The sequence below is a fragment of the Mesorhizobium sp. M1338 genome, assembly GCF_040318045.1.
Taxonomy (GTDB): Bacteria; Pseudomonadota; Alphaproteobacteria; order Rhizobiales; family Rhizobiaceae; genus Mesorhizobium.
Genome location: NZ_JAMYLL010000024.1, coordinates 22811 through 48270, shown reverse-complemented (window position 1 = coordinate 48270; position 25460 = coordinate 22811). Strand labels below are relative to the sequence as shown.

At 61.7% G+C, this 25460-nt stretch carries 23 protein-coding genes and 1 pseudogene; 16 read left to right on the top strand and 8 right to left on the bottom strand.

The annotated features are described in order from the left end of the window. From NKH19_RS20500 to NKH19_RS20485, 4 genes are read left to right on the top strand one after another with little or no spacing between them, the layout of a single operon-like run. Window positions 1-417, top strand: coding sequence for a RidA family protein (locus tag NKH19_RS20500; RefSeq protein ID WP_352863551.1), 417 nt, complete (start codon window positions 1-3; stop codon window positions 415-417). Window positions 418-422: 5 nt separating this feature from the next. Beyond that, the gene (locus NKH19_RS20495) at window positions 423-1097 is read left to right on the top strand and encodes a DUF1028 domain-containing protein (RefSeq protein WP_352863550.1); all 675 of its coding nucleotides are present in this window, start codon (window positions 423-425) and stop codon (window positions 1095-1097) included. A gap of 26 nt (window positions 1098-1123) precedes the next feature. After that, window positions 1124-2605: an aldehyde dehydrogenase gene (locus NKH19_RS20490; protein WP_352863548.1), complete on the top strand. Its 1482-nt coding sequence runs from the start codon at window positions 1124-1126 to the stop codon at window positions 2603-2605. Window positions 2606-2655: 50 nt separating this feature from the next. Next, the gene (locus NKH19_RS20485; protein ID WP_091581784.1) at window positions 2656-3591 is read left to right on the top strand and encodes a LysR family transcriptional regulator; all 936 of its coding nucleotides are present in this window, start codon (window positions 2656-2658) and stop codon (window positions 3589-3591) included. Window positions 3592-3601: 10 nt separating this feature from the next. Here NKH19_RS20485 and argE read toward each other — a convergent pair whose 3' ends face one another. Further along, window positions 3602-4768, bottom strand: a complete 1167-nt coding sequence (gene argE / locus NKH19_RS20480) for an acetylornithine deacetylase (RefSeq protein WP_352863547.1) — start codon at window positions 4766-4768, stop codon at window positions 3602-3604. A 264-nt stretch (window positions 4769-5032) separates the two neighbouring features. Between argE and NKH19_RS20475 the strand changes: the two genes are divergently transcribed. Both NKH19_RS20475 and NKH19_RS20470 read left to right on the top strand, forming a co-directional pair. Then, window positions 5033-7102, top strand: coding sequence for an oxidoreductase (locus NKH19_RS20475; RefSeq protein WP_352863545.1), 2070 nt, complete (start codon window positions 5033-5035; stop codon window positions 7100-7102). A 714-nt stretch (window positions 7103-7816) separates the two neighbouring features. Next, window positions 7817-7996: a hypothetical protein gene (locus NKH19_RS20470; protein WP_352982708.1), complete on the top strand. Its 180-nt coding sequence runs from the start codon at window positions 7817-7819 to the stop codon at window positions 7994-7996. Between the two features lie 93 nt (window positions 7997-8089). On the opposite strand, the gene NKH19_RS20465 is transcribed toward NKH19_RS20470, so the two are convergent. Next, window positions 8090-9517: an aldehyde dehydrogenase family protein gene (locus NKH19_RS20465; protein ID WP_352863543.1), complete on the bottom strand. Its 1428-nt coding sequence runs from the start codon at window positions 9515-9517 to the stop codon at window positions 8090-8092. Window positions 9518-9683: 166 nt separating this feature from the next. Then, complete coding sequence (locus tag NKH19_RS20460; protein ID WP_352863541.1) at window positions 9684-10094, bottom strand: winged helix-turn-helix transcriptional regulator; 411 nt, start codon at window positions 10092-10094, stop codon at window positions 9684-9686. Between the two features lie 609 nt (window positions 10095-10703). Here NKH19_RS20460 and NKH19_RS20450 point away from each other — a divergent pair. Continuing rightward, a pseudogene (locus tag NKH19_RS20450) lies at window positions 10704-10858 on the top strand (short-chain fatty acyl-CoA regulator family protein); the annotation flags it as partial. Between the two features lie 41 nt (window positions 10859-10899). On the opposite strand, the gene NKH19_RS20445 reads toward NKH19_RS20450, so the two are convergent. Genes NKH19_RS20445 through NKH19_RS20430 form a run of 4 tightly spaced genes read right to left on the bottom strand, consistent with a single transcriptional unit; the run spans window position 10900 to window position 13001 of the window. Then, the gene (locus NKH19_RS20445; RefSeq protein WP_256750209.1) at window positions 10900-11073 is read right to left on the bottom strand and encodes a hypothetical protein; all 174 of its coding nucleotides are present in this window, start codon (window positions 11071-11073) and stop codon (window positions 10900-10902) included. A 32-nt stretch (window positions 11074-11105) separates the two neighbouring features. Continuing rightward, window positions 11106-12233 (bottom strand): WD40 repeat domain-containing protein, encoded by a 1128-nt coding sequence (locus tag NKH19_RS20440; protein WP_352863539.1) that lies wholly within the window; start codon window positions 12231-12233, stop codon window positions 11106-11108. 13 nt (window positions 12234-12246) lie between these two features. Continuing rightward, window positions 12247-12570 carry a hypothetical protein gene (locus NKH19_RS20435; protein ID WP_352863537.1) on the bottom strand — a complete coding sequence of 108 codons (324 nt, stop codon included), beginning with the start codon at window positions 12568-12570 and terminating at the stop codon, window positions 12247-12249. Further along, complete coding sequence (locus NKH19_RS20430; RefSeq protein ID WP_352863536.1) at window positions 12567-13001, bottom strand: hypothetical protein; 435 nt, start codon at window positions 12999-13001, stop codon at window positions 12567-12569. The genes NKH19_RS20435 and NKH19_RS20430 overlap by 4 nt, the downstream gene beginning before the upstream one ends. Window positions 13002-13600: 599 nt before the next feature. Here NKH19_RS20430 and NKH19_RS20425 point away from each other — a divergent pair. The 9 genes from NKH19_RS20425 to NKH19_RS20385 all read left to right on the top strand — a co-directional run bounded on the left by NKH19_RS20425 (window position 13601) and on the right by NKH19_RS20385 (window position 23266). Beyond that, on the top strand, window positions 13601-15274 hold the full coding sequence (locus NKH19_RS20425) for an aromatic/alkene/methane monooxygenase hydroxylase/oxygenase subunit alpha (protein ID WP_197033322.1): 1674 nt from the start codon (window positions 13601-13603) through the stop codon (window positions 15272-15274). A 55-nt stretch (window positions 15275-15329) separates the two neighbouring features. Continuing rightward, window positions 15330-16391, top strand: coding sequence for an NADH:ubiquinone reductase (Na(+)-transporting) subunit F (locus NKH19_RS20420; RefSeq protein WP_352863534.1), 1062 nt, complete (start codon window positions 15330-15332; stop codon window positions 16389-16391). 47 nt (window positions 16392-16438) lie between these two features. Then, window positions 16439-17497 (top strand): aromatic/alkene monooxygenase hydroxylase subunit beta, encoded by a 1059-nt coding sequence (locus tag NKH19_RS20415; RefSeq protein ID WP_352863532.1) that lies wholly within the window; start codon window positions 16439-16441, stop codon window positions 17495-17497. Window positions 17498-17513: 16 nt separating this feature from the next. Further along, window positions 17514-17885: an MmoB/DmpM family protein gene (locus tag NKH19_RS20410; protein WP_352863530.1), complete on the top strand. Its 372-nt coding sequence runs from the start codon at window positions 17514-17516 to the stop codon at window positions 17883-17885. A gap of 74 nt (window positions 17886-17959) precedes the next feature. After that, on the top strand, window positions 17960-18982 hold the full coding sequence (locus NKH19_RS20405; RefSeq protein WP_352863528.1) for an amidohydrolase family protein: 1023 nt from the start codon (window positions 17960-17962) through the stop codon (window positions 18980-18982). Window positions 18983-18987: 5 nt separating this feature from the next. After that, complete coding sequence (locus NKH19_RS20400; RefSeq protein ID WP_352863526.1) at window positions 18988-19785, top strand: iron-sulfur cluster assembly protein; 798 nt, start codon at window positions 18988-18990, stop codon at window positions 19783-19785. Window positions 19786-19859: 74 nt separating this feature from the next. Further along, on the top strand, window positions 19860-21491 hold the full coding sequence (locus NKH19_RS20395) for a molecular chaperone GroEL (RefSeq protein ID WP_352863524.1): 1632 nt from the start codon (window positions 19860-19862) through the stop codon (window positions 21489-21491). A gap of 46 nt (window positions 21492-21537) precedes the next feature. Next, window positions 21538-22581: an NAD(P)-dependent alcohol dehydrogenase gene (locus NKH19_RS20390; protein ID WP_352458624.1), complete on the top strand. Its 1044-nt coding sequence runs from the start codon at window positions 21538-21540 to the stop codon at window positions 22579-22581. A gap of 187 nt (window positions 22582-22768) precedes the next feature. Beyond that, window positions 22769-23266 (top strand): DUF1097 domain-containing protein, encoded by a 498-nt coding sequence (locus tag NKH19_RS20385; RefSeq protein ID WP_352863522.1) that lies wholly within the window; start codon window positions 22769-22771, stop codon window positions 23264-23266. Window positions 23267-23371: 105 nt separating this feature from the next. Here the strand turns inward: NKH19_RS20385 and NKH19_RS20380 are convergent, their stop codons facing one another. Then, window positions 23372-25450 carry a sigma-54-dependent Fis family transcriptional regulator gene (locus NKH19_RS20380; RefSeq protein WP_352863520.1) on the bottom strand — a complete coding sequence of 693 codons (2079 nt, stop codon included), beginning with the start codon at window positions 25448-25450 and terminating at the stop codon, window positions 23372-23374. Window positions 25451-25460 lie beyond the last annotated feature (10 nt).

Below are 25460 nucleotides of genomic sequence, written 5' to 3'. Positions count from 1 at the left end.
ATGGCGCATACGAGAATCCGCAAGTTCAACACGAAAGACACCTATCCCGAGCAGAAGCTCGACAATGATCTGTGCCAGGCGGTCGTCACGCGGGGCGGCCGGACGGTCTATCTGCGCGGCCAGTGTCCTCAGGATCTCGACACCGCCAAGAATGTCGATAGCCACGATCCGGCCGAGCAGACGCACAAGGTGATGCAGAACATCAGGCAGCTCATCGAGGAGTGCGGCGGCACCATGGAGCATCTGGTGAAGGTGGTCGTCTACATCACCGACGTGCGCCATCGCGAGGCGGTCTACCGCACCATAGGCGAGTACATCAAAGGCGTGCATCCCGTTTCGACCGGCCTCGTCGTGCAGGCCCTGGCGCGGCCGGACTGGCTGGTCGAGATCGACGGCACCGCCGTCATTCCGGACTGATCATCATGACCTTCTCCATCGTCGCGCGATGCAGCCGCACCGGCATGTTCGGCGTCGCGGTGTCGTCTTCCTCTCCGGCGGTGGCGGCGCGTTGCGCCTATGCGCAGGCGGGCGTGGGCGCGGTCGCCAGCCAGAACGTCACCGATCCGACGCTCGGCACCAGGGGGCTCGAACTGCTGGCGCGCGGTGCCTCGGCCGCCGAGGCGGTCGCTATCCTGAAGCGCACCGGCGCCTACAGCGACTACCGTCAGGTGCTGGCTGTCGATGTCGCCGGGACAACCGCTATTCACTCCGGGCCTAAGGCGCTTGGCATCTGGGCGGAGGCGCGTGCGGACAATGTCGCCTGCGGCGGCAACATGCTGGCCCATGATGGCGTGCCGCAAGCCATGGTCGAGGCCTTCCTCGCCTCTGAAGGGCATCTCGGCGACCGCCTGATCGCGACCCTGCGCGCCACGCTGAGAGTGGGTGGCGAGGCGGGCCCGGTCCACTCCGCTGGAATGAAACTGGTGCGCGAAGTCGCATGGCCCGTCGCGGACCTGCGCTGCGACTGGACAGACGACTGCCCGATCGAGCAATTGGCAAGCCTGTGGGAAATCTACAAGCCGCAGCTCGATGCCTATGTGACCCGTGCGATCAATCCGTCCGACGCGCCGAGCTACGGTGTGCCGGGCGACGAGTAGCCGGCACACAGGGGGAAGGCATCCGCGTGAGTCACAAGGACTGGATCAGCAAGGCATCCGCGATCCGTTTTCGCGACAAGGCGTTCATCGACGGCAAGACGGTCGCGGCGCGTTCGGGCCGAACCTTCGCCAGCATCAACCCGGCCACCGGCGAAACGCTGGCCGAGGTGGCGTCCTGCGGCGAGGAAGATATCGATCTCGCCGTTGCCGCGGCGCGCCGCAGTTTCGAGGCCGGTGTCTGGTCACGCACAAGACCGGCGCACCGCAAGGAGGTGCTGCTGCGGCTGGCGCGGCTGCTGCGCGAAAACCTGGAGGAGCTTGCCCTGCTCGAGTCGCTCGACACGGGCAAGCTTGTCATGGATGCGGCGACTGTCGATGTCCCGGGTTCTGCGGCGATCTTCCAGTGGTATGGCGAGGCCATCGACAAGATCTACGACGAAGTGGCGCCGACCGGCGGAAGCGATCTGGTGCTGGTGCGGCGCGAGCCGCTCGGCGTCATCGGCGCCGTGGTGCCGTGGAATTTTCCGCTCGACATGGCGACCTGGAAATGCGCGCCCGCGCTGGCGGCGGGCAATTCGGTAGTGCTGAAGCCTGCGGAGCAGTCGCCTTTCTCGGCACTCCGGCTGGCGGAACTTGCCATGGAGGCGGGCCTGCCCGCCGGTGTGTTCAATGTCGTGCCTGGCCTTGGCGAGACGGCCGGCCAGGCGCTCGGCCGCCACATGGATGTGGATTGCCTTGCCTTCACCGGATCGACCTCGGTCGGCAAGATGTTCCTGCAGTATTCGGGCCAGTCGAACATGAAGCAGGTCTGGCTTGAAACAGGTGGCAAAAGCCCGAACCTTGTCTTCGCCGATTGCGGCGATCTCGATGCGGCAGCCGACATGGCGGCGTTCGGCATCTTCTTCAACCAGGGCGAGGTCTGTTCGGCCAATTCGCGCCTGCTCGTGCAACGCGGCATCAAGGATGCGCTTCTGGAGAAGCTGGCGGAGCGCGCTGCGGCCACCCAGCCTGGCGATCCGCTCGACCCGGCCTCGAAAATGGGCGCCATGGTCGATGCCCACCACGCCGCCAACGTCATGCGGTTCGTCGAGGCCGGCAAGAAGACCGCGCGCCTGGTTGCCGGCGGCGATCGGGTCACGATCAACGGTCGCGGCAGCTTCATACAGCCCACCATCTTCGACAATGTTGCCCATGACGACCCGATTGCCCGCGACGAGATATTCGGACCGGTGCTTTCGGTCATAGCCTTCGACGACGAAGAGGAGGCTATCCGCATTGCCAATGACAGCCCGTACGGACTGGCCGCATCACTGTGGACCGACAGTCTCTCGCGCGCGCACCGCGTTGCCGGCCGGCTCCGCGCCGGCACGGTTTCCGTCAATACGGTCGATGCGCTGAGCCCGATGACCCCGTTCGGCGGGATCAAGCAATCCGGCTTCGGTCGCGACCTGTCGCTGCATTCGCTGGACAAGTACACCGCGCTGAAAACGACATGGATCAAGTACTGAGGCAGTGCGGGCGCTTGATCGCAGCGCCCAAACCGGCAACATAGCCGCCCATGCCGTTACGCTTCACGCTGAGACAACTGGAATATTTCGTCGCCGTCGGCGAAGCCGGCTCCATTACCAAGGCGGCCGAACAGGTCAATGTTTCGCCGCCTTCGATCTCGGCGTCCATCGCGCAGCTCGAGGCCGAATTCGGCGTCCAGCTTTTTGTGCGCAAGCATTCGCATGGCCTGTCACTCACGGCCGGCGGGCGCGTTTTCCTCAAGGAGGCCGCCAGGCTGCTGGCCGACGCCGACGCTTTGCACGATATTGCCGGCGACATCGCCGAGAAGGTGCGTGGGCCGCTGGCGGTCGGATGCCTGCTGACCTTCGCGCAAATCGTCATGCCGACCCTGCGCATGAAGTTCGAGCGCGCCTATCCCGAGGTGCGGTTCAGGCAGTTCGAACGCAACCAGGGTCAGCTGCTCGAAATGTTGCAACGAGGCGAAATCGACGCGGCGCTGACCTACGATCTAGAACTGTCGCAGGACACGACGTTCGAACCGCTGATGCTGGTTCCGGCCTATGTCATGTTGCCACAGGGGCACCGCTTCGCCGGCAAGGCTTCCATCACGCCGGAAGAGCTGGCCGACGAGCCGATGGTGCTGCTCGACCTGCCATATAGCCGCGAATATTTCCTCTCGGCCTTTCATTCGCGAGGCATCCGGCCGAACATTGCCGAGCGCACCGGCGACATCGCGGTGATGCGTTCGATGGTTGCGAACGGCTTCGGCTATGGCATCGCCAACATGCGGCCGCTCAACACGCTGGCGCCGGACGGCAAGCCTCTGGTCTTCGTGCCTCTGGAGGGGGATTTGCGGCCTCTGACCATGGGGGTTGCATTACCCAACGCTGAGCATCGCACCCAAACGGTGCAGGCATTCATCGATCATTGCCGCCGTTTCGTCGTCGAACAGGGCGTGTTCGGCAGCGGTAGGGTCGTGGAATAGCGGCGTTGCTTCATGCCACCTGAAGCCGGCGATCGGCAAGCCGCCGCAGCAGATTGTCCAGCATGCCGTCGCAGCGGCGCATCTGTTCGACGCTGACGAATTCGTCCGATCTGTGCCCTTGCGCCATCGAGCCTGGTCCGCACACGATGGTCGGCGTGCCGAGGTCGCGGCTGAACAATCCACCTTCGGTGCCGAAGGCAACCTTGATGGTGTCGTTGGCGCCGGTCAACGATTTGACGAAGCCTACGGCCTGCGAGTTCGCAGGCGTGTCCAGCCCTGGATAGGTGTTGGTGATATCGATGTCGATGGCCGCCTCTGGCGCGATCGTTGAAGCCGCAGCGGCAATGCGCGCTGCCGCCGCGCGCAACCCATTGAGGATTTGGTCGGGATTGTCGGCCGCGACATTGCGGATCTCGAAGTCGAGCTGGCAGAGGTTCGGCACGATGTTGAGCGCCACGCCGGCATTCATCTTGCCAACGTGGACGGTCGTGTAGGGAATGTCGTAGTCGCCGTCGCGTACGCCATCGCGCGCCAGCCGATCCTGTTCTTGGCGCAGTGCGGAGACGAAGTCACAGCCCAGATGAATGGCATTGAGTGCCAAGGGGGCCAGCGCCGAATGGCCTTCCCGTCCCCTGCAGATGGCGCGCACCGCAAGCTTGCCCTTGTGGCCGGTCGCAACCTGCATGCTGGTCGGCTCGCCGACGATGCACAACAATGGCCGGTGCGGCGCAGCATGCAGCATGTCGATAAGGCTGTGCACACCGATGCAGCCGACCTCTTCGTCGTAGGAAAGCGCCAGATGCAAGGGCGTTTGCAGGCTCATTTTCGAGGCCTTGAGGCACGCGGCAAGCGCACAGGCCACGAAACCCTTCATGTCGGCCGCGCCGCGGCCGTAAAGCTTGCCGTCGCGCGCGCTCATCTCGAAAGGCGGCAGCGTCCAGTCCTGGCCGTCGATGGGGACGACATCGGTATGGCCGGACAGCATGACGCCGGGAGTGTCGGCCGGCCCTATGGTGGTGAAAAGGTTCGCCTTATGGCCGTCCGCGCTGCGGACGATCTGGCATGCAATGCCCTGTGCCGCCAACAACTCCGTCACGTAGCCGATGAGGTCGAGATTCGAAACGCGGCTCACCGTCGGGAATGCGATCAGCTTTTCAAGGATTCGGATGCTGTCCATGTGTTGTATGTCTCATTGGCCGTGCGCGCTATCTAGCATCGCGTGGCCGCGGCGCTGAAGTCGCATTTGGCTCAGCCGGGATTCACCGGATGCTAACCCAGGCGGCGGGGGCTGATTAGGCGCGTCCTAATCGGCACAGAAGAAATCTGTAGTTTTCCGGCGCGCGCCGCAACTTATGAGTAGGTTCACGGCATCTACCCACCGTCAAGGTTTGAAAGCATCACCGCGCATGCCGCGATGCGACGCTGGCAGGAAGGAAGCACCATGCGTGATCCACGCTACGACATTCTGTTCGAGCCTGTGAAGATCGGTCCGGTGACCGCCAAGAACCGCTTCTACCAGGTGCCGCACTGCAATGGCGGCGGCTATCGCGATCCGTCCGCCGCGGCCGAGATGCGGCGCATCAAGTCGGAAGGCGGCTGGGGTGTCATTTTCACCGAGCAAACCGAGATGCACCACACCTCGGAGATCACGCCCTTCATCGAGCTCAGGCTGTGGGACGACGCCGATATCCCGGCGCTCGCCAGGATGGCCAAGGCCATGCACCAGCATGGCGCGCTGGCCGGCATCCAGCTGGCCTATTCCGGTATCAACGGACCGAACCTCTACACCAAGGAAGTGCCGCGCGGACCGTCGGCCTTGCCCATCCGCACCTTCACCAATGACCCGGTTCAGGCACGCGCCATGGACAAGCAGGATATACGCGACCTGCGCCGCTGGCATCGCAATGCCTTCAAACGCGCCAAGCTGGCGGGTTTCGACCTGGTCTGTCTCTACGGCGCGCATGGCTTCGGCATCATCCAGCACTTCCTGTCGACCGCCACCAACCAGCGCAGCGACGAGTATGGCGGCTCGCTGGAAAACCGCTCGCGGCTGATGCGGGAGCTGATTGAGGAGGGCAGGGACGCCATCGGCGACACTTGCGGCCTGACGCTGCGGCTATCGCTGGACGAGATGATCGGCGAGCTGGGTTTCGCCAATTCCGAAGTGCGCGACATGATCGAGATGCATGCCGACCTGCCCGACCTCTGGGATCTGGCCCATGGCGCCTGGGAGGACTGCTCCGGGCCGTCGCGGTTCAAGGAGGAGGCCGCGCAGGAGAGCCTCGTGTCCGGCATCAAGAAGCTGACCTCAAAGCCGGTCGTCGGCGTCGGGCGCTTTACGTCGCCGGACGTGATGGTGAAGATGATCAGGTCCGGTACGCTTGATTTCATCGGCTGCGCGCGCCCGTCGATTGCCGACCCCTTCCTGCCGAAGAAGGTGGAAGAGGGGCGGATCGAGGACATTCGCGAATGCATCGGCTGCAACATCTGCATCGCCGGCGACATGACCATGTCGATCTCGCGCTGCACGCAGAACCCGACCTTCATGGAGGAATGGCGCAAGGGTTGGCATCCGGAGCGGATGCAGGCCAAGGGCGACAGTGAGAGCGTGCTGATCGTCGGCGCCGGTCCCGCCGGGCTTGAGGCCGCCCGCGCACTCGGCCTGCGCGGCTACCAGGTGGCGATCGCCGAGGCCGGCACCGAGCTCGGCGGCCGCGTGGCACGCGAGTGCCGCTTGCCTGGTCTCTCCGCCTGGGGTCGCGTACGCGACTATCGCCAATATCAGCTCAGCCAGATGTCCAATGTCGACGTCTATTTCGAGAGCCGATTGTCCGCCGAGGATATCCTGGCCTTCGGGTTTCAGAACATCGCCATTGCCACCGGCTCGACATGGCGCCGTGACGGCGTGGCGCGTGCGCATGTCGTGCCGATGCCGATGGATCTGGCCATGCCGCTCTATACCCCGGACGACCTGATGAGCGGAAATGTACCGACCGGCAACGTCGTGTTGTTCGACGACGACCACTACTACATGGGTGGCGTTCTGGCAGAGCTTATGGCGCGCCGGGGCGCGAAGGTGACGCTGGTGACGCCGTCCGCCTATGTGTCCGACTGGACCCGCAACACGCTGGAGCAAGGCACCATCCATCGCCGGCTGGCCGAGCTCGGCGTCGAGATCGTGCTGAACCAGATCATGACTCACATCGTGTCGGGAGGTGTTGTCACTGCCTGTGCTTATACGGGCACCCGACATGACATCGCCGCAGATGGCGTGGTGCTGGTGACGTCGCGCCAACAGGACGATGGCGTCTGGCGCGAATTGAAGGCGCGGCGGGACGAGTGGGCCGATAGTGGCATTCGCTCGATCAAGGTCATCGGCGATGCCGAGGCGCCAGGCCCGATTGCCTGGGCGACCTACGCCGGCCATCGTTTCGCTCGTGAGCTGGACGAACTCGATATCGGCGACGCGCTGCCGTTCCGGCGAGAAGTGACGGCACTGGCCGCGGAATAGAGGACGGGATCATCCTTAACCCAGGCTTTTGGGAGATCGTGTTGGGAAGCGCGATCTCTAGCGGAAATGACGGTTTTTTACCTGCCGCGAAGATGGACCTGTACCTGCCTGTGAAGGAGGTAAGGGTACTTTAAAGCGGTCGCGGGACGATACGGTACAATACGGGAAGACTTTTTATTTTGGCCCACGAAAAAGCCAATGAAATCAATATTTCTCGCACATCCTCCGGGCCCACCATTATCGTTATTTATCAGTGGCTTATTGGCGGGTTCGCCACGAGGTTCGCCAACAGGCTCGCCAAGCAGCGGCTTGCACGTTACCAGCCGTACGACTCGGTCCATGCCCTGCACAGCCAAACGCACCTGCGAGGCTTCCCGGCGACCATGCGCGGGGAACGATTCTCACGATCAGGGGGGCGATGCCTCCCTGGCTCCGAGCTGCGCATTCTAGCTGAATTGGGATTCCCCAGGATTGAGCAAAGACGTTCAAGGTCCATGCCGCCGGCTACAGGCGTGGTCTCACCAAGCCATCAGAGCGGGCACTGCGACGCCGTGACCTTGGCCTCAAACCCCAGCTTGGCTAGAGTTCGTAGTATGCTGAAGGCCATTCACCACGTCGCGCTCATCTGCACCGATCAGGATCGGTCGCGACGGTTCTACGTTGAACTCCTCGGCCCACGATCTCATCCGGGAGGTCTATCGGCAGGAGCGGCAGGTGCGTCACTCGCTGATCGGTTCAGGCGCCAGCGACCTGGTGGCCGATGTTCTGCTGGGAATCGACCGATTGTTCAGGGAGTTCGCGGAAACGACAGCGACTTTTACAGACCTGACCGGCAAGGCGCCGCGATCTGTCGCTGCCTGGTTGAGTGAGAACATCGTGGCTTTTCAAAAATAGTCCCACGAATAACTTGGTTGCCAGTTGGTAAACATTCGCTGAATGCCCGGACCAATCTGGCTCCGGGCATCCATTGTCAAAGTAACCTAGATGTCAGGCTGCATCGCGGAAACCAACGATGGCCTTGATCTCGAGAAACTCGGCAATTGCCATCGGACCCCATTCACGTCCGTTGCCGGACTGCTTGTAGCCGCCGAAGGGTGCAGCCAGATCAAGATTAACATTGTTCAAGTAGACTTGGCCGGCACGCAGGCGACGCGCGATGGCTTCGGCCGCAACCCGCTCACCCTGCACATAGGCGGCAAGGCCGTAGGTCGTGTCGTTGGCGATCCTCACTGCTTCCTCTTCGTCGGAATAGGCGATGATGACCAGGACTGGCCCGAAGATTTCTTCACGTGCGATCGTCATGTCGTTGCGCACATCGGCAAAGATCGTAGGCCGGACGTAAAAGCCAGCATCAAGTCCATCGGGACGGCCAAGCCCTCCAGTCACAAGCGTGGCGCCTTCATCGAGCCCCGACTGGATCAGACGCTGGATTTTGTTCCATTGCGCTTCCGAAGCTACCGGTCCCATTTTTGCATTGGAAGAAGGATGGCCGACCGACCAGGTTTCGGCGGCTGTCTTGGCATAGCCAATAGCTTCGGCAGCCTGATCGACATGGACCAGCATCCGAGACGGTGCGCTGCAGGACTGTCCGCTGTTCAGCATCATCTGAGCTACACCGCCTTCGACAGCAGATGCGAGGTCTGCACTACGCAGGACGATGTTGGGTGACTTTCCTCCAAGTTCCTGATGTACTCTTTTGACAGTCAGCGCACCGGTGCGAGCCACCTCGATCCCAGCCGCGGTGGAGCCGGTGAAGGAGACAAGATCCACGTCGGGATGGCTCGTCAAAGCATTGCCGACAACGCGGCCATCGCCATGAACAAGATTGAACACTCCTTTGGGAACTCCGGCGTCATGGAGGATCTCAGCAAAGATCGTACCTGAGAACGGTCCGATTTCAGATGGTTTCAACACCACGGTGCAACCCGCAGCGAGCGCAGGTGCCACCTTTGCGGCCATCAGCATCAATGGCCAATTCCACGGCGTGATCAGGGCGCAAACGCCGATCGGCTCGCGTACGACTTCGCTTGTGCCAAGCGGCTCATCGAAACGGTAGGTCGCAAGCGCTGCTCGTGCAATCTGGAAATGGGCAACACCGACGGTCACCTGCAGTTGCTCTGAAAGCCATTGCGGCGCGCCCATTTCATCCATTACCGCTAGGGCTAGGTCGCTAGCTCGCTTGTCGTAGGCAGCAATAATCCGGTCGAAGAGCGAAATTCGCTCCTCAATCGAGGTGAGTGAATACGTTTCAAATGCCTTTCGCGCGGCTGAAACCGCATCGTCCACGTCACTCGCATCGCCCAGCGCGACTTGACCAATGACGGTTTCGTCCGCGGGATTGATAACATCGATTACGGCTGTGCTTTTGGGCTGCACCCAGGTTCCGTCGATATAGAATTGAAGATTGTTACGCATGAGAAAGCTCCATCATTGTTGATGGAGCCATAAGTATCTTTTGTAAACTTGGCGTCAATCAGGCACTTGAAGTCGCGCTGGTAGGGCAGAGTATACTTGACCCGGGTTCATCATTCCGTGCACGATGGCGAACCATCTGTTGAAAGCATCCGCCGCTCAGTTCGTGTCACAGGCGTAATTGTATCAGCGACCTGTCTGCTGCCTTCTGCCCGCCGCCCTTGCTGTCGAAAACCTCTCTCGCTTCGGTGACCTCCGGCAGTTTCACCAACGTCCACTTGTGCAGTTCCTGAAGGGGCTCCCGCAAGGTATGGCCGAGTGGCGTCAGCTGATATTGCACCGCCACTGGGGAGAGTGAAATTACCTCTCTCGCTATAAGACCGTTGCGCTCGAGGCGGCGAAGGCACTGAGTGAGAGCCTTCTGCGTCACCCCTTGCAAGCGGCGGCGGATGGCATTGAAGCGCTGCGGTCCCTCATTGAGAACCGCAATCACCATCATCGACCACTTGTCGGCGATCTGATCGAATAGAGCCCGGCTCGGGCATTCAGAAGAAAAGCAGAGCGGTTCCAGTTCAAGCATAATGGGTTCCTTCGATATACCTAGGCGACTTCAGGTGCCTGATTGACGCTAGGTTTACATCATATACCTGTAAGCCTTGTTAACGCAACGGAGTTCTATTTGTGTCCGGTGCCGATGCGACAACGTTGGTGCACTGGTGAAGGTCATGCCGCGCAAGACGGTCGGTTTGATGGCGAACATGTTGGCCAGCCTGATCTGGTCAGCGTCGCTGAGATGGAGGTCGGCGCTGCGCAGCGACGGCACCTCTGGAAGGCAGTGCCAAAGCATGACAAACGGAGAGGCCGCGTTGAAGGCCGCATGGCGACTGATCCAGGACGACAGAGGTTCGTCCGAATGGGGGCGGCAACCGCACCGGTAATTGCCGTTCTCGTATGTTCTCCATTATGCGAATGCCGCCTCGGCATCGAACTCCGGCTCCCAGTTCTCAATCGATGCATCGGTGATGCACTCGCGGCCGCTCTCGATGGCGTCGACGGCGAGGCTGTTGATGATGTGGAAGATGCTGGCGGTGATGCCCTTGGTGATATGCAGAATACGTCGCAGTGATTTCGGCGTCAGAACTTAAGGCGGCCGCAGCCGGCCTCTTGCGCAGGATCGAACGACCAAGGTTTCGCGCGCATCGACCGGGCCGGGAACATCACCAAACGCCACAGTACTGCCAAGCTGCAATCTGCCCGCTTCGGCGCGGCTTGTCCGCTGTGGAATGCGCACCAGACCTCGAAGCGCCGGGTAGGATCATCCGTCAGCTCGCTGAGACACCGGAGGTAGACAATACATCACCGACCGGCTGGTCAGCCTCGTTAGTTTAGTTGGTCTTCAACTGGCCGACGCGGTTTTCGGCGATCCAGCGGGCGGCGAGGACCAGCGCGCCCATGCTGAAATCCTTGCCGTGCTTGGCCACCATCTCTTCCGACAGCTTGGCCAGCCGCTCGAAAAATTCGTCCTTGCTCTCGTCCTCTGCGGTGAGTTCGGTCTGCATTCTATCCTCCTGTTTCATACGGACTGCGTCCGTTATTTGAACATCTGGGCTGGAAAGGTGACGATCGCGGCGGTGCCGTCGACGGCGCCCACCGCCAGATGCCGTCCGTCGCCGGACCAGGCAAGCGCGGTGACCGCGCTGCCGAAAGGCCTGACGAGGAGTTCGTCGCGGGCGCCGATCTCGGCGATGGTGATCCGGCCGTTGGCGTCGCCGGCCGCGATGAGTTTCTTTTCAGGGTGCGCCGCCACCGTTTCGACCAGCACCAGCCCGGCACGACCCGTCTCCAGCGCGCCGGAGGTTTCGCCGCCAACCGGCGGCGCGGTCATCGACCACCCGGCAATCCGGAAGGCGCCCGAGGCAAACAGCGCATTCGCCGGCCGGCTCCAGCACACGGTCCGCACCGGCGATGGAAATCCCGCGACGATGTCAGCGCGGCCATCGGTCATGCTGACCAGGGCAAAGCCTCCGGTTTCGAGCCCGCAGGCCAACCACGTGCCGTCGCCGCTCCAACGGATCGACACCGGGCGCGCTGGAAAGGAGACATCGCGTATCAAGGCAGCGTCGCCTTCGACAGACCAGATCGACAGTCCATCACCACCGCCGCAGGCGAGGCGCCGCCCGCCTGGCGAGAAAGCAAGGGCGTCCATGGACGATGTCACGGCGTGTTTCAGTTGCACTGCGCCGCCTTGGCCGCGCGACAGAAAGGCATCATGCCCATTGCTGATGGCTGTCATGTCCGTCCTAGCGTTGTGATCGATGGCTACGATCGGTCCGTCGATCCGGACCAAAGGGGCCGCTGCTTCACCGTCGGGGGTCAGATGCAGCACCTCACCGCTGGCCGCGCCGACCAGAAAGGCGGAATGCGCATAGGCGGCGAGCGGGACATCGCCATCTCCGAATGCCGCCGTGGCGATCAACGGGACAGGTGGCCTTTCCCTTGGGCGGATCGTCGTCTGCCCCAGATCGTTGCTTACCCTTATCCGCGTTTCCGGCGGCTCGTGATCCGCGACCGTGGCAATGGCGATGGTTGCATCCACTGAAGCGAAGGCAACAGCCGAGCCATCGGCGCTGAAGCGCAAATCGGCGATTGCCGACGGGCGACGCCAGCTCCGCGCCAGAAGGTCGAACAAGGTCAGGTTCTGCATCGTCTGCTGGTTCATGCTCTCTCTCCCGTCAGTCCTCGTTCGCCGTCGCGGCAAGCCGGCGATCAATGTCCTCGACATCGCCTTCCACTGCGACGATGCGTTGCTCGCACACCGCGCATGCCTGCATGACCGCCGCCGCGCTCTGCTCTGCCTCATGCAAGTCCCGCACCAGTTGCTCGCTGGCGCCGCTTCTGCCGATTTCCAGCTCCAGGCGCAGCACATCCATCTCGATGCCGGAGCGTTTCTGATTGAGCCGCAGCGCCTCGGCAGTGAGCGCGGAGACATTGGCGACCAGATCGAGCCGGCGGGCGAGCAGCGCGTGGCGTCTGGCGATATCGGATCCTCCCGTCATTGTTTGCTCCCCAAAGATCCCGGCGGTTTTTCGAAAGCCGACAGCAATTTTGGCAACGTACCGGCCTGCGACTGGAACTGCCTTTCGGCCGTCTCGATATGGCTCTTGAGCTGATCCCAGATGTCGACACGGATCATCGATGTCGTGTCACCGGTGAGGCGCTCGATCTCGTCGACGCGGAACTGGCGCGTCAGCGAAACGCCGGAAAACACGAAGTCCCGCAACAGGATCGCGTGGTTTTCGATGAACAGATGGATCATCGGATGCGTTTCCGTGGTGACGCCGCCGGCGGCAAGCTCGGCCCGGATGAAGTCCTGGAAGTGGCTCTGGAGGCGATGTTGGCTCTCGCCCATGAAGCGCATGACAAAGACCAGATCGCGGGGCATCAGCCTGACAAGATCGCCGGTGACGCCGTCGGCCTGGCTGGACATTGGCTCTGGTGGCCTCCGGCTGTCTCTATCGTTCGGCATGGTCTCTCTCCAGCGCCAGGCCCATCCACGGCCGTCTCCTTCAGATAGTAGAGAAAGACGAAGAATTGAATAGATGATATCTGTTTTCTTTTTTTTGCTGCACTTGCTAACTAAACATATTGCGTATGCGAATAGATTTTAAATATTACAAGCGTACTTTACAACTGTAAAACAACGTTACGGTCGGCCATCTGCTCATATGCCGAAAGAGTGGCGATTTTGTTTGAACGTCAGCCATGGGCGCTCTTTTCAAACTGGCACGGCGCTTGCTTTGTACCTTTCCACAAGAAGCCCATCGCATTTTTGACGCGGTGCCAAAAGAACGAAGGAACGGAGGAAGCAGAGACCGCTTCGATACGCCCATCGCCCATGCGGTTGGCGCCGCGGGTCTCCGCCAAAACACCTCGAGAACCTTTGCCGCGATCCACTTGAACGGCCGGACCATGAGTCGCGCCTGAATGCGCAACCCTTTGTCGTGCCGTTCGCACTCTCACTGGCGGTGCTTTGTGCCGCTTCATGCCGGGGTCAAGGGACCTGCGGCTCAAACCTGGTGGAGGCTTATGACCATGACGTCTCTGACGCTTAACAAGATTACCTCGCAACGCGGAATCTCCGTCGGCGAGGCGACCAAGAAGATTGCCGATCTCGGCTGGAATCCTTCCTACGTCCAGGAAGCGATGACGTTTCCGACCGACTACAAGATCAACAAGACGCCGCGCGACCCGATGAAGCAGGTCCTGCGGTCGTACTTCCCGATGCAGGAAGAAAAAGACAACCGCGTCTATGGCGCGCTCGATGCGGCCTTGCGCGGCGACATGTTCCGCAACGTCGAGCCGCGTTGGGTCGAGTGGATGAAGCTCTTCTTGGCCATCATTCCGTTCCCGGAAATCTCGGCTGCCCGCTCGATGGCGATGGTTGCCCGCATCGCGCCTGGTGAGGAACTCCGAACCGGCTTCACCATGCAGATGATCGACGAGTTTCGTCACTCGACGATCCAGATGAATTTGAAGAAATGGTACATGGAGAACTACATCGATCCGGCCGGCTTCGACATCACCGAAGAAGCCTTCGGAAAATGCTACGCCACGACCATCGGCCGACAGTTCGCCGAAGGCTTCATCACCGGCGACACGATGACCGCCGCCTGCATGTACCTGACCGTGGTGGCTGAAACCGCCTTCACCAACACGCTGTTCGTCGCCATGCCTTCGGAAGCCGCCCGCAACGGCGACTACGCGCTGCCGACCGTCTTCCTGTCGGTGCAGTCGGATGAGAGCCGCCACATCGGCAATGGCCACTCGCTGCTGATGGCCGCACTCAAGGAGCCGGAAAACCACCTCCTGCTCGAGCGCGATCTGCGTTACGCCTTCTGGCAGAACCACGCCATCGTCGATGCGGCAATCGGCACCTTCATCGAATACGGCACCACCAACCGCGACAAGAACAAGGAATCCTACGCGGAGATGTGGCACCGTTGGATCTATGAGGACTATTATCGCACCTACATGCTGCCGCTCGAAAAATACGGCATCAAGGTCCATCACGACGACGTCCAGGCGGCCTGGGAACGCATCACCAAGAAGAATTATGTTCACAAGGTCGGGCAGTTCTTCGCGGTCGGCTGGCCGGTCAATTTCTGGCGTATCGAAGCCCAGACCGACAAGGACTTCGAGTGGTTCGAGCACAAATATCCGGGCTGGTACGCCGAGTTCGGCGACTTCTGGAAATGGTACGCCAAGCTCAGCCACAAGGGCGAGAAGGTGCTGCTGTTCAATAGCGATGTCGGCTACGTCTATCCGCACCGCTGCTGGTCCTGCCTCGTTCCGTGCCTGATCCGCGAGGACATGGTGGTCGGCGAGATCGACGGCCAGCTCCATACCTTCGCCCACGAACTCGACAAGTGGACCGCAACAGTCGCCTTCGCCGACGAGTATCAGGGCCGGCCGACGCCCGCGATGGGCCGCTTCAGCGGCAAGCGCGAGTGGGAGACGCTCTATGACGGCTGGGATCTGGCCGATGCGATCAAGGACCTGAACTTCGTCCGTTCCGACGGCAAGACGCTGGTTCCGCAGCCGCATCTTCGCTTCGACGACAAGGAGATGTGGACGCTCGATGACGTGCGCGGCAACACGCTCGGATCGCCGCTCAACGCGCTGCGTGCCATGTCGCCCGCGGACCGCGAGAAGCACTTGGCGGAATACCGGGCCGGTTTCACGATCAATCCCTGCAACTGATCAGGCCAGAGGGGGCGGGTTCGTCCCGCCCTCTCTTTTCACACTGGAGGTCCGTATGTCGGAAACCCACACGGTCAGGCTCAGCCCGGTCGGCGTCGAATTCGACGTCGAGCATGGCGAAACGGTGCTCAACGCCGCGTTCCGCCAGGGCATTGCCCTGCCGCACGGCTGTAAGGAAGGGCAATGCTCGGCCTGCAAAAGCGTGCTGCTCGAAGGCGAAGTCGACATGCTGAAATACTCGACCTTCGCGCTGAACGACATGGAGAAGGAGAGCGGCCACGTCCTGTTGTGCCGCTGCATCGCCTTCTCCGACCTGGAAGTCGAGCTTCTCAACTACGACGAGGAGATTTTGGCGAAAGCGATCGCCGTGAAGACGTACAAGGGCCGGATTGCTCGCATCGAGCAGCTGACCCACGACATTCGCGGCATTGAGATCGAACTCGGCTCCCCAATGAAGTTCTGGGCGGGGCAATATGTCGACATCACGGTTACCACGCAAAAAGGGGAGACGATTACGCGCTCGTTCTCCATGGCAAATACGCCGGACCAAACCGAAAAACTCTCCTTCATCATCAAAAAATACCCTGAGGGAAAGTTCTCGGGAGAACTCGATTCCGGAGGAATCAAGGCCGGAGCCGAAGTCACCGTCGTCGGACCCTACGGAACCTGCTTCCGCCGCGACGAACGGCAAGGACCCCTGATCCTGGTCGGTGCCGGCTCAGGCATGTCGCCGATATGGTCGATCCTCAACGATCACCTGAAGAGCGGCGAGAAACGTCCGGTCTATTTCTTCTACGGCGCCCGCACCCGCAACGACCTGTTCTATCTCGACAGGATCGCCGAGCTGGTCGGCAATCATTCCGACGTCACCTTCATTCCCGTGCTGTCGCACGCGAATGACGACGCCGAATGGCAGGGCGAACGTGGCTTCGTGCACCAGAGTGTCGACGTCGTGCTCAAGCAACTGGCGGTCGACGGGCAGGGCGATGTCCATGCCTGTGGCCCGCCGCCGATGATCGATGCGCTGCAGCCGGTCCTGTTCATGAACGGCTTCGAAACGGAGCGGATCTTCTTCGACAAGTTCACCACATCGGCAGGTGCAACGCCGGCCCATTGAGGGCGGTCGCGCACAGCCAACCACAACTGCAACAAGGGAGAGAGACTATGCCTGCAACCTCGAGTTCAGTCGGATCAGGAGCCGCCGGCGCGGCAATCTTCGCCGACTCCGACAGCCGGAAGTACCGGTATTTCGACCCGAAAGGCCAGCGCGCCACCCACTACGAGGACATGACGGTCGACGTCCAGCCCGACCCGGAACGCTACCTGATCCAGGACTGGATCATCTCTTTCGCCGACGGCAAGGGCGCCTATGTCAAGCAGAACACCGCCGCGCAGAGCTCCAACTGGCATGCCTTCCGCGCTCCCGACCAGGAGTGGGAGCGCACGCACTACCAGCGCCAGTCGAAGATCGAGGCGATGGTGCAGAGCGTCATCAACAATGCGCGCAAGTCGGGCACCCCAAAGACCTTCGACAAGGCTTGGGTCAAGATCCTGCAGACGCAGCTCGGCGCCTGGAAACACGCCGAATTCGGGCTCGGTACGTCGTTGATGCAGGCGCAGCGTTACGGCTACACCCAGATGATCAACAACGCGACGCTGACCAACTCGTCCTACAAGCTCAGGCTCGCCCAGGACATCACCCTCTACCTCGCCGAGATCGGGATGGATCTTCCCGACTGGGACGATGAGCTAGGCAAGAAAGCCTGGCTCGAGGACAGGAACTGGCAAGGCACCCGCGAAGCGGTCGAAACCATCATGGGCGCGACCGATTATCTCGAGCAGTATTTCGCCATCAACATCATCTTCGAGCCGCTGGTGGGCGAAGTGTTCCGCTCCGGCTTCCTGATGCAGATCGCCGCCGCCAACCACGACTTCATCACGCCGGCGGTGATTTCGGCAGCCGAGGCCGACTATGAGCGCAACCTCGCCAACACGATCGACCTCATGCATCTCCTCGCCAATGACGGGAAGCATGGCGCCGCCAACAAGAAGCTCTTCCAGGGCTGGGTCAAGAAACACGGCGCGCTCGCCGACAAGGCAGCCGCCGGCCTGCAGCCGATCTGGTCGATGCCGCATTCCAAGCCGGTCGCGTTCACTGACGTCCGTGCCAAATCCGAAGAGCGGATTGGCCAGATCCTCGGCGAACTCGGCCTCAAGCGCTGAAACAGGAGAAATCGTCATGTCACTATCTGCACGCGACGCAACGCATTCCAACATCTTCAAGGCGATGAAGGACATCACCTTCGAACAGACGATTTCGCATCAGTGCGGCGTCACCATGAACGACTCTGTCGAGGCGAGGGCCATCGCCGAATTCATGGGCCAGAAGCCGAACGTAACCGTCACCTACCAACCGGCGATGATCCGCATCGACGGCACCGGCAAGCTGATCTTCAAGATGGACGAGATCAGCGAATATCTCGGCCGCGAGATGACGGCGGAAACCTTCGAGGTCAACAGCTCCACCCACTACGGCCGCATGGTTCGCGTCGACGACAACACTGTGATCCTGTTCGGCAACATGGATGAGATGTTCGAATACATCGAATAGCCGCCACGAAAAATCCGGCGTGCCGCTGGGTGCGGCGCGCCGAACCGATCAACGCGATTGCTGCGGAGGCAACCATGTACAGAACACCGGAAGGCAAGGACATTTTCGTGGTCGACGGCCACACCCATTTCTGGGACGGCAGCCCGGAAAACCAGAAGAACATCCACGGCAAGCAGTTCATCGAGTGCTTCTATGCCTATCACACTGGCTTGAGCCCGAAGGACCAGCTGTGGGAGAAGAGCAAATTCGAGAAATACAGCGCCGACGATCTCTATCGCGACCTGTTCATCGACGGTCCCGACGATGTGGCGATCGTCCAGTCGACCTATCTTAAGGATTTCTACAAGAACGGCTTCAACACCATCGAGCGCAACGCCGAGGTGGCCAAGCGCTATCCCGAGCGCTTCATCGTCAACGGCGCCTTCGATCCGCGCGACGGCGAGAAGGCGCTGGAATACATCCACTTCCTCAAGGAGACCTACGACGTCAAGGGCGTGAAGATGTACACGGCCGAATGGAACGGCGCCTCCAAGGGCTGGAAGCTCACCGATCCCGATGCCTACAAGTGCTTCGAACTCTGCGACAAGCTCGGCATCAGGAACATCCACGTCCACAAAGGCCCGACCATCCTGCCGCTCTCGAAGGACGCGTTCGACGTCCATGACGTCGATCACGCGGCGACGGATTTTCAGGGCCTCAACTGGATCATCGAGCATTGCGGCCTGCCGCGTCTCGACGATTTCTGCTGGATCGCGACACAGGAAACCAACGTCTACGGCGGACTGGCGGTGGCACTGCCCTTCATCCATTCCCGCCCGCGCTATTTCGGCGAGGTCATCGCCGAACTGCTGTTCTGGCTCGGGCCGGAGAAGATCCTGTTCGGCTCCGACTATGCGATCTGGACGCCGCGCTGGCTGGTCGAGAAATTCTGGGCCTATCAGATCCCAGAGGACATCGCCGCTGAACGGGGTGTGCAGCTGACCGACGAGATCAAGGAGAAGATCCTCGGCCTCAACGCCGCGCGTCTCTACAACATCGACATCGAAGCCAAGAAGAAGGCGCTTGCCAGCTCGCCCTTCAGCATCGCGGCGGAGTAGGAGCCATGGCAACCGCCAGTGTATCCAGCGGCCGCGAGAAGGAACTGTGGCGGCGCCTTGGTGAGGTCAACGACCCGGAACTCGACGAACCCGTCACCGAGATGGGCTTCGTCGAGCGGGCGCAGGTGACAGGCGATGGCAGCGTGGAAGTCGACTTCCGCCTGCCGACCTACTGGTGCTCGCCCAACTTCGCGTTCCTGATGCTGGACGGCGTCCGCAAGGCGCTCGACCAGCTCTCCTGGAAGCCAGCCTATCGCGTCAAGCTGCACGATCACATGTTCGCGGAAGAGGTCAATCGCGGCATGGCGGAAGGCAAGAGCTTCGGCGACATTTTTGCCGTGCTTGCCGAGGATCAGGATCTCGGCGGCTTGCGCGAAACCTTCGCGATGAAGGCCTTCAAGCGGCGCCAGGAGGCGGTCCTGCGCGGCCTCAAGGCGCACGGCCTTACCGATCGGGAAATCCTCGGCACGGACCTGCCGGGTTACGACGTCGCGCGGTTCGAACCGGGCGAGGCGGCCAAACAGAAGCCGAGATACAGGGCGGCTCTGCTCGAGCGTTTTCCCAACCGCCGGGCCGACGATCCTGTGTTCGTGACATGGGAAGGGCAGAAAATCCCGCCGGCCGCACTCAGTGCCCATCTCGCCGAACTGCGCGGTGTGCGCATCAACATGGAGTTCAACGGCGCGCTGTGCCGTGGGCTCAAGCAGACCAGATACAAGGAACTGGATGTGGTCGATGGCGAACCGACGCTCGTCGATTTCATTCTGGATCGTGTGCCGACCGGGACGACACCGGCCGCCTGAAGCGCTGACAGCAACGGCCTCCCTCGCACGAGGCCCCCAACCAACAACCCGCCCGTAAGGCGGAAGGAGGAATCATGCCCAAGATAATGCTCCACAATTCCGAGGCTCGCCGGGCTCTCGCCCGTGGCGTTTTCAGGCTTGCAGCCGCCGTCGAGCCGACGCTCGGCCCCAAAGGCATGAACGCCATGATCGACCGGCCGATCGGCACGCCCATGGTGACCCGCGACGGCGTCAGCATCGCCTCCGAGATCGAGCTGCACGACCGTTTCGAAAATATGGGCGCGCAAGTCGTGCGCGAAGTGTCGATGCAGACCAACGAGATCGCCGGCGACGGCACCACGACGGCCATCGTGCTCGCCAACGCGCTCATCCAGAGTGGCGTCGAGGCGAATGAGCGTGGCGTGAAATCCGTCGATCTGTGCAAGGGCATCGACCTCGCCGTGGCGGCGGTGGTGGCGGCACTCAAGGCCTCGGCCAAGCCGGCCAAGGGCAACGGCATTCTTGCGTCGGTCGCCAACATCGCCGCGACCAACAGCAAGCTCGGCGCGCTGGTGGCGGAAGCCCATCAGCGGGTAGGCGCCGAAGGCGTCATCACCACCGACTTCAGCGTCACCACCGAGACAACGCTTGACGTCGTCGAGGGCATGTCCTTCGAACGCGGCTACCTCTCGCATCACATGGTGACCGATCAGGAGAAGATGGAGGCTGTTCTCGAACGGCCCTACATCCTGATGACCGACCTCAAGATCAAGGAGCCCGGGCAGCTCGATGCGGTTCGCCGCATCGCCGACGAGGATGGCCGGCCGCTGCTGATCGTATCCGAGGAAATGTCGCCGGAAGTGGTGGTGACGCTGCTCGGCAAGCAGGGGCCAGGACGATATCTCGTCGTCCATCCGCCGGAATATGGCCACTGGCGAAAGGCGATGATGGAGGATCTGGCCATCATCACCGGCGGCAAGGTGATCGCGCGCGATCTCGGCGGCCGGCTGGAGGATATCACCGCCGAGGATCTCGGCACGGCCGACCGGGTGAAGACCAGTTCGTCCTACACCTCCATCATTCGCGGCGGCGGCGACCATGCGGCAATCGCCTCGCGTCGCGCCCAGGTGCAGCGGCAGTATGAAGCCTCGCCGCCCAACATCGACCAGGACAAGCTGCGCGAACGCCTGGCCAAGCTCTCCGGCGGCACCGCGATCCTCTATGCCGGTGGCGTCACGCCGGTCGAGCAGAAGCGGACCATCCAGCTGATCGAGGATTCCTTGAACGCGGTGCGCGCCGCGTCCGAAGAGGGCGTGGTCGCCGGCGGCGGCTCGGCGCTCGCCCAGATCGCGCCACTGCTCGACAAGCTGGCGGCCGGCGTCGATGGCGATGTTGCCGAAGGCGTGCGCCTCGTACGCTCGGTGCTGTCGCGGCCGCTGTGGCGCATCGCCGCCAATGCCGGCGCCGATCCTGAAGCGGTGGTGACCGAGGTCACCCGCATCAATGGCGGCTACGGTTACAACGCGTCGACCGGCGCATACCAGAACATGTTCGAGGCAGGGATCATCGATCCGGTCCGCGTCACCTATACCGCGCTCGCCAACGCGGCTTCGGTGGCGACGCTGATCCTGACCACCGAAACGCTGATTGGCGATCTTGCCGAGGATGAGGATCCGACGGCCGGCCCGGCACGTGGCGGCGGCTCCGAAAGGCTCGGCCGCGCCTGAGGCGACAATTCCGACGGAACGATTTCGACGTTGAAAGGACACAGCCATGAAAGCTGCCAGACTTTACGAGTACGACCCGAAGATGAACGTCCTACTCAAGATCGAGGAGGTCAAGGCACCGACGATCACCGCTCCCGACGAGGTGATCGTGCGGGTGGGTGCCGCCGGCCTCTGCCGCACCGACCTGCACATCATCGAGGGCGTGTGGAAGCCGACCATGGATCCCGAAGGCACGCTGTTGCCCTACATCATGGGCCATGAAAATGCCGGCTGGGTCGAGGAGGTCGGCAGCGGCGTCCGCTCGGTCAAGCGCGGCGACGCCGTGATCTGCCATCCCTTCCGCTCATGCGGCATCTGCCTCAACTGCCGCCATGGCGAGGACATGTATTGCGACAACGGCCAGTTCCCCGGCCTCGGCATGAATGGCGGCTTCGCCGAATACTTCATCACCAGCGAGCGATCGCTGATCAAGCTCAATGCCAACATCACGCCGATCGAAGTGGCGCCGCTGGCGGACGCCGGCATCACCGCCTACCGCGCCGCCAAGCGGGCCGCCAAACTGCTCCGCCCAGGCAGCTATTGCGTGCTGCTCGGCATAGGCGGGCTTGGCCACATCGCGCTGCAATCGCTGCACGCGATTTCGGGCTGTCGCATCATCGCCGTCGATCGCGAGCCGGCGGCGCGGGTACTGGCAAAGGACCTTGGCGCCGATTTCATCCTCGATGGTGGGCCGAATGTCGTCGAGGAAGTCGCCCAGATCACCGGTGGCGGCGCCCATGTGGTGATCGACTTCGTCGGTGAACTCGGTGTCGAGAACATCTGCTGGAAGATGGTGCGCAAGGGTGGGCAATTGTTCGTCGTCGGCTATGGCGGCAACATAAACGTGCCGACCGCGCATCTTGTCATCGAGGAGATCAACATCGGCGGCAGCCTGGTCGGCAATTTCACCGAGCTTGTCGAACTGATGGAGCTCAACGCCGACGGCAAGGTGAAGATGCACTACACCGAATACAATCTCGCCAGCATCAACACCGCGCTCGACGATTTCAAGAACCGCCGGTTCACCGGCCGTGGCGTCATCGTGCCCTGAAACATTTGGACCGGACTTCGCGCGGACGGGTGCCACGTCCGGTTCGATCCGACTGCTTGCCTGATCCGGCAGGCCTTTTCTTGAACCCTGTGGCTGATGCCATGGCGTTTTCCGTGTCGGGACGTCAGCGAAGCGCGATCCCGATCGAGATTCTTTGCTTCGAGCTTTGGAAAAACGGGAGGACAATATGGATCTTATCACAGGGTTGGCCGTCGTCATCGGCATTATGGGCGGCATTGCAACGTGGGCAGCGATCACCATCGGCAACCCCTATTTGCTGATCTGGGCGGTATTTGTCGGCTGGGGAAGTTTCTATCACTGTGGCGGCAAGGAAGCCGGTTTCAAGAATTCGGCGGTTGCAAACCTCTGGGGAGCGATCTGCGCCGCCGGCGCACTGATAGCACTGACGTCTATTGGTGTTACCGCGATCATGGCCGGCATTTGTGTCGGCATTTCAATCATTGTCCTGATCCTCGCCGCCAAGCTGCCATTGCTGAGCGCCATTCCGTCGGCGGTCTATGGCTATGCAACGACTGCCGCGCTTTTTCTGCTTGCTGCCGCCGCCTATGGCGAAGGTGCCGGCGGCATCATCAAGGTTGCTGCCGCCGTGGTGATCTCGCTGATCATCGGCAACATCCTCGGCTACGTCTCGGAGAAAGTGACCGGTGCGGTCGTAAAGGCCTGATCATTTCCGCGACCGCTGCCTGAAGGCAATCTCGGTCGACGAATTCTCCCAATCCCGCGGCGCGAATGCCGCGGTTTTTTATTGCGGAGGTGAAAGGAGCTGCGCCTAAAGGAAGCCGCGCCGGATCCCGTATTGACCGAGCTTGCGATAGAGCGTCGGCCGCGAAATGCCGAGCCTGAGCGCAACCTTGCTGAGATTGCCGCTCTCCGCGGCAAGCGCATTCTTGATCGCCTGGCGTTCCGCGTCCTCGAATGTACATACGGGTGCTTCAAGCATGGCTGCGGGATGGTCGCCGTGCATGGCTATCGCGCTGCGATCGCCCGCACTGATTTCTCCGGGAAGGTCCTGCAAGTCGATCGTGCCCCCGCGCGCCAGTATATGCAGGCGTTCCACCAGGTTCTTCAACTCGCGCACATTGCCCGGCCAGCGGTAGGCAAGCAGCGCATCGAGCGCGGCGTTTGAAAACTCCAACGGTTCGTTGCCTGCCAGCTTCGCGATCTGACGGTTGAAATGCTCGATCAGCAGCAGCACGTCGTCGCCGCGCTCGCGCAGCGCCGGGACATGGATCGAGACCGCACCGATGCGGTAATAGAGATCGCTGCGGAAGCGCCCGGCCGCGACTTCCTGCTTGAGGTCGCGATTGGTCGAGGCGACCAGTCGCACGTCCACCGGCCGGCCTCTGGAGTCACCGATGCGGTGGACGACGCGCTCCTCCAGCACACGTAACAGGAAGGGCTGGATTTCGAGCGGCAACTCGCCGATTTCATCAAGGCTGAGCACGCCGCCATTGGCGAGTTCGAAGATGCCCGGCTTGCCGTCACGCGAAGCTCCTGTAAAGGCGCCGCCGACGTGGCCGAACAATTCGCTGCCGAACAGTTCCTTGGTGATTGCACCGCAGTTCATGGCGATGAAAGGGTCGTTTTCGGTGCGCCGGCTGCCGGCATGGACAAGTCGTGCAAACAACTCTTTTCCGACACCCGTCTCGCCTTCGATCAGCAACGAGGTGACACCCTTCGACCCGGCCACACGGGAGGCGACATCGACGGCGGCCAGCAATTTTTCGCTTTCGCCGACGATCATGGCGGCGGCGGTTCGCAGGTGCTTGCTCTCCTCCCGGCGGATCACCGTCATGCCCGAGACGGCCGGCACCGAGGGAAACACCAGAGCCGCGCCACGAAGATCGCCATCAAGCTTCAGCGGCGTGACATGGCAGGATCGCAGATGCGCCGGCAGTGCGTTGGCGAGATCGGTGTCCGAGCCGGAGGCCGGCAGGTTCATCAGCCAACGACCACGCCCCGGTTCCATCGGGCCGTCCATCATCTCCGTCGTATCGCCATTGGGCACGTTGTTGCAGAAGATCGCGCGGCCACGATGATCGACGATCACCAACCCGTCTTTCCGGCGGTAGCTGGGTGCCGAGGAAATGAAGGCCTCAAGCAGGCGCGTGCGCTGCTCCTGCTGTTGTTCGGCGAGTGCCTTTTCAATCTGCCTGGCGGTGGCGGCGACGAGCGCCGTGTTGTGCGGCCGGAAGATCGGCGAATAGCCTGACAGGTCGACGACACCGATGATCTTGCCGTCCAGGGGATCGCGGATCGGCGCACCGGCGCAGGTCCAGGATTTGATGCCGGCGCAGAAATGTTCGGCGGCGTGGACGAAAATCGGTTCGCCGGTCCAAAGCGCCGTGCCGATGCCGTTGGTTCCGACGGCGTCCTCGTTCCATTTGCCGCCGATGCCCAGATGAATGTCCATGCCGTCATGCAAGGTCTTCTTGTCGCCGATCGCGTCGATCAGCACGCCATCACTGTCGGCGAGCACCAGCATCGCTCCCGTCCCTTCCAGCAACTGGCCAAGGGACGCAAACGATCGCCGCGCCGCCGAAAGCAGCTCGGCATTGGCACGGGTCAGATATTCGATCTCGTCACGATCGCTGCTCAGCGGCGCTTCGATGCCTTGCGCGTTGATGCCGCCGGTGGCGCTGCGATACCAGGAATCGTGGATCAGCGAGCGGACATGGACCGGATCGCGGGCGCACTTCGGCTCGTCAGCCAGAAAACTTTCCCAAGCGCGCATGGTGGCGCGCTCGTCATAGTCGATGTTGTCCAGAACCAACTGTCCGGTGGCCATCGACGCACGCGCCGGAAGAGCATCGGTCTTCATCTGATCGGGGCCGTTCGCGTGTCTCATTCAGTCATCA

What these genes read in the sequence shown, in the direction of transcription:
- NKH19_RS20500 (WP_352863551.1), top strand. Translation starts at nt 1, where the DNA reads ATGGCGCATACGAGAATCCGCAAGTTCAACACGAAAGACACCTATCCC.
- NKH19_RS20495 (WP_352863550.1), top strand. Translation starts at nt 423, where the DNA reads ATGACCTTCTCCATCGTCGCGCGATGCAGCCGCACCGGCATGTTCGGC.
- NKH19_RS20485 (WP_091581784.1), top strand. Translation starts at nt 2,656, where the DNA reads ATGCCGTTACGCTTCACGCTGAGACAACTGGAATATTTCGTCGCCGTC.
- argE (WP_352863547.1), bottom strand. Translation starts at nt 4,768, where the DNA reads ATGGACAGCATCCGAATCCTTGAAAAGCTGATCGCATTCCCGACGGTG.
- NKH19_RS20475 (WP_352863545.1), top strand. Translation starts at nt 5,033, where the DNA reads ATGCGTGATCCACGCTACGACATTCTGTTCGAGCCTGTGAAGATCGGT.
- NKH19_RS20465 (WP_352863543.1), bottom strand. Translation starts at nt 9,517, where the DNA reads ATGCGTAACAATCTTCAATTCTATATCGACGGAACCTGGGTGCAGCCC.
- NKH19_RS20460 (WP_352863541.1), bottom strand. Translation starts at nt 10,094, where the DNA reads ATGCTTGAACTGGAACCGCTCTGCTTTTCTTCTGAATGCCCGAGCCGG.
- NKH19_RS20445 (WP_256750209.1), bottom strand. Translation starts at nt 11,073, where the DNA reads ATGCAGACCGAACTCACCGCAGAGGACGAGAGCAAGGACGAATTTTTC.
- NKH19_RS20440 (WP_352863539.1), bottom strand. Translation starts at nt 12,233, where the DNA reads ATGAACCAGCAGACGATGCAGAACCTGACCTTGTTCGACCTTCTGGCG.
- NKH19_RS20435 (WP_352863537.1), bottom strand. Translation starts at nt 12,570, where the DNA reads ATGACGGGAGGATCCGATATCGCCAGACGCCACGCGCTGCTCGCCCGC.
- NKH19_RS20430 (WP_352863536.1), bottom strand. Translation starts at nt 13,001, where the DNA reads ATGTCCAGCCAGGCCGACGGCGTCACCGGCGATCTTGTCAGGCTGATG.
- NKH19_RS20425 (WP_197033322.1), top strand. Translation starts at nt 13,601, where the DNA reads ATGACCATGACGTCTCTGACGCTTAACAAGATTACCTCGCAACGCGGA.
- NKH19_RS20420 (WP_352863534.1), top strand. Translation starts at nt 15,330, where the DNA reads ATGTCGGAAACCCACACGGTCAGGCTCAGCCCGGTCGGCGTCGAATTC.
- NKH19_RS20415 (WP_352863532.1), top strand. Translation starts at nt 16,439, where the DNA reads ATGCCTGCAACCTCGAGTTCAGTCGGATCAGGAGCCGCCGGCGCGGCA.
- NKH19_RS20410 (WP_352863530.1), top strand. Translation starts at nt 17,514, where the DNA reads ATGTCACTATCTGCACGCGACGCAACGCATTCCAACATCTTCAAGGCG.
- NKH19_RS20405 (WP_352863528.1), top strand. Translation starts at nt 17,960, where the DNA reads ATGTACAGAACACCGGAAGGCAAGGACATTTTCGTGGTCGACGGCCAC.
- NKH19_RS20400 (WP_352863526.1), top strand. Translation starts at nt 18,988, where the DNA reads ATGGCAACCGCCAGTGTATCCAGCGGCCGCGAGAAGGAACTGTGGCGG.
- NKH19_RS20395 (WP_352863524.1), top strand. Translation starts at nt 19,860, where the DNA reads ATGCCCAAGATAATGCTCCACAATTCCGAGGCTCGCCGGGCTCTCGCC.
- NKH19_RS20390 (WP_352458624.1), top strand. Translation starts at nt 21,538, where the DNA reads ATGAAAGCTGCCAGACTTTACGAGTACGACCCGAAGATGAACGTCCTA.
- NKH19_RS20385 (WP_352863522.1), top strand. Translation starts at nt 22,769, where the DNA reads ATGGATCTTATCACAGGGTTGGCCGTCGTCATCGGCATTATGGGCGGC.
- NKH19_RS20380 (WP_352863520.1), bottom strand. Translation starts at nt 25,450, where the DNA reads ATGAGACACGCGAACGGCCCCGATCAGATGAAGACCGATGCTCTTCCG.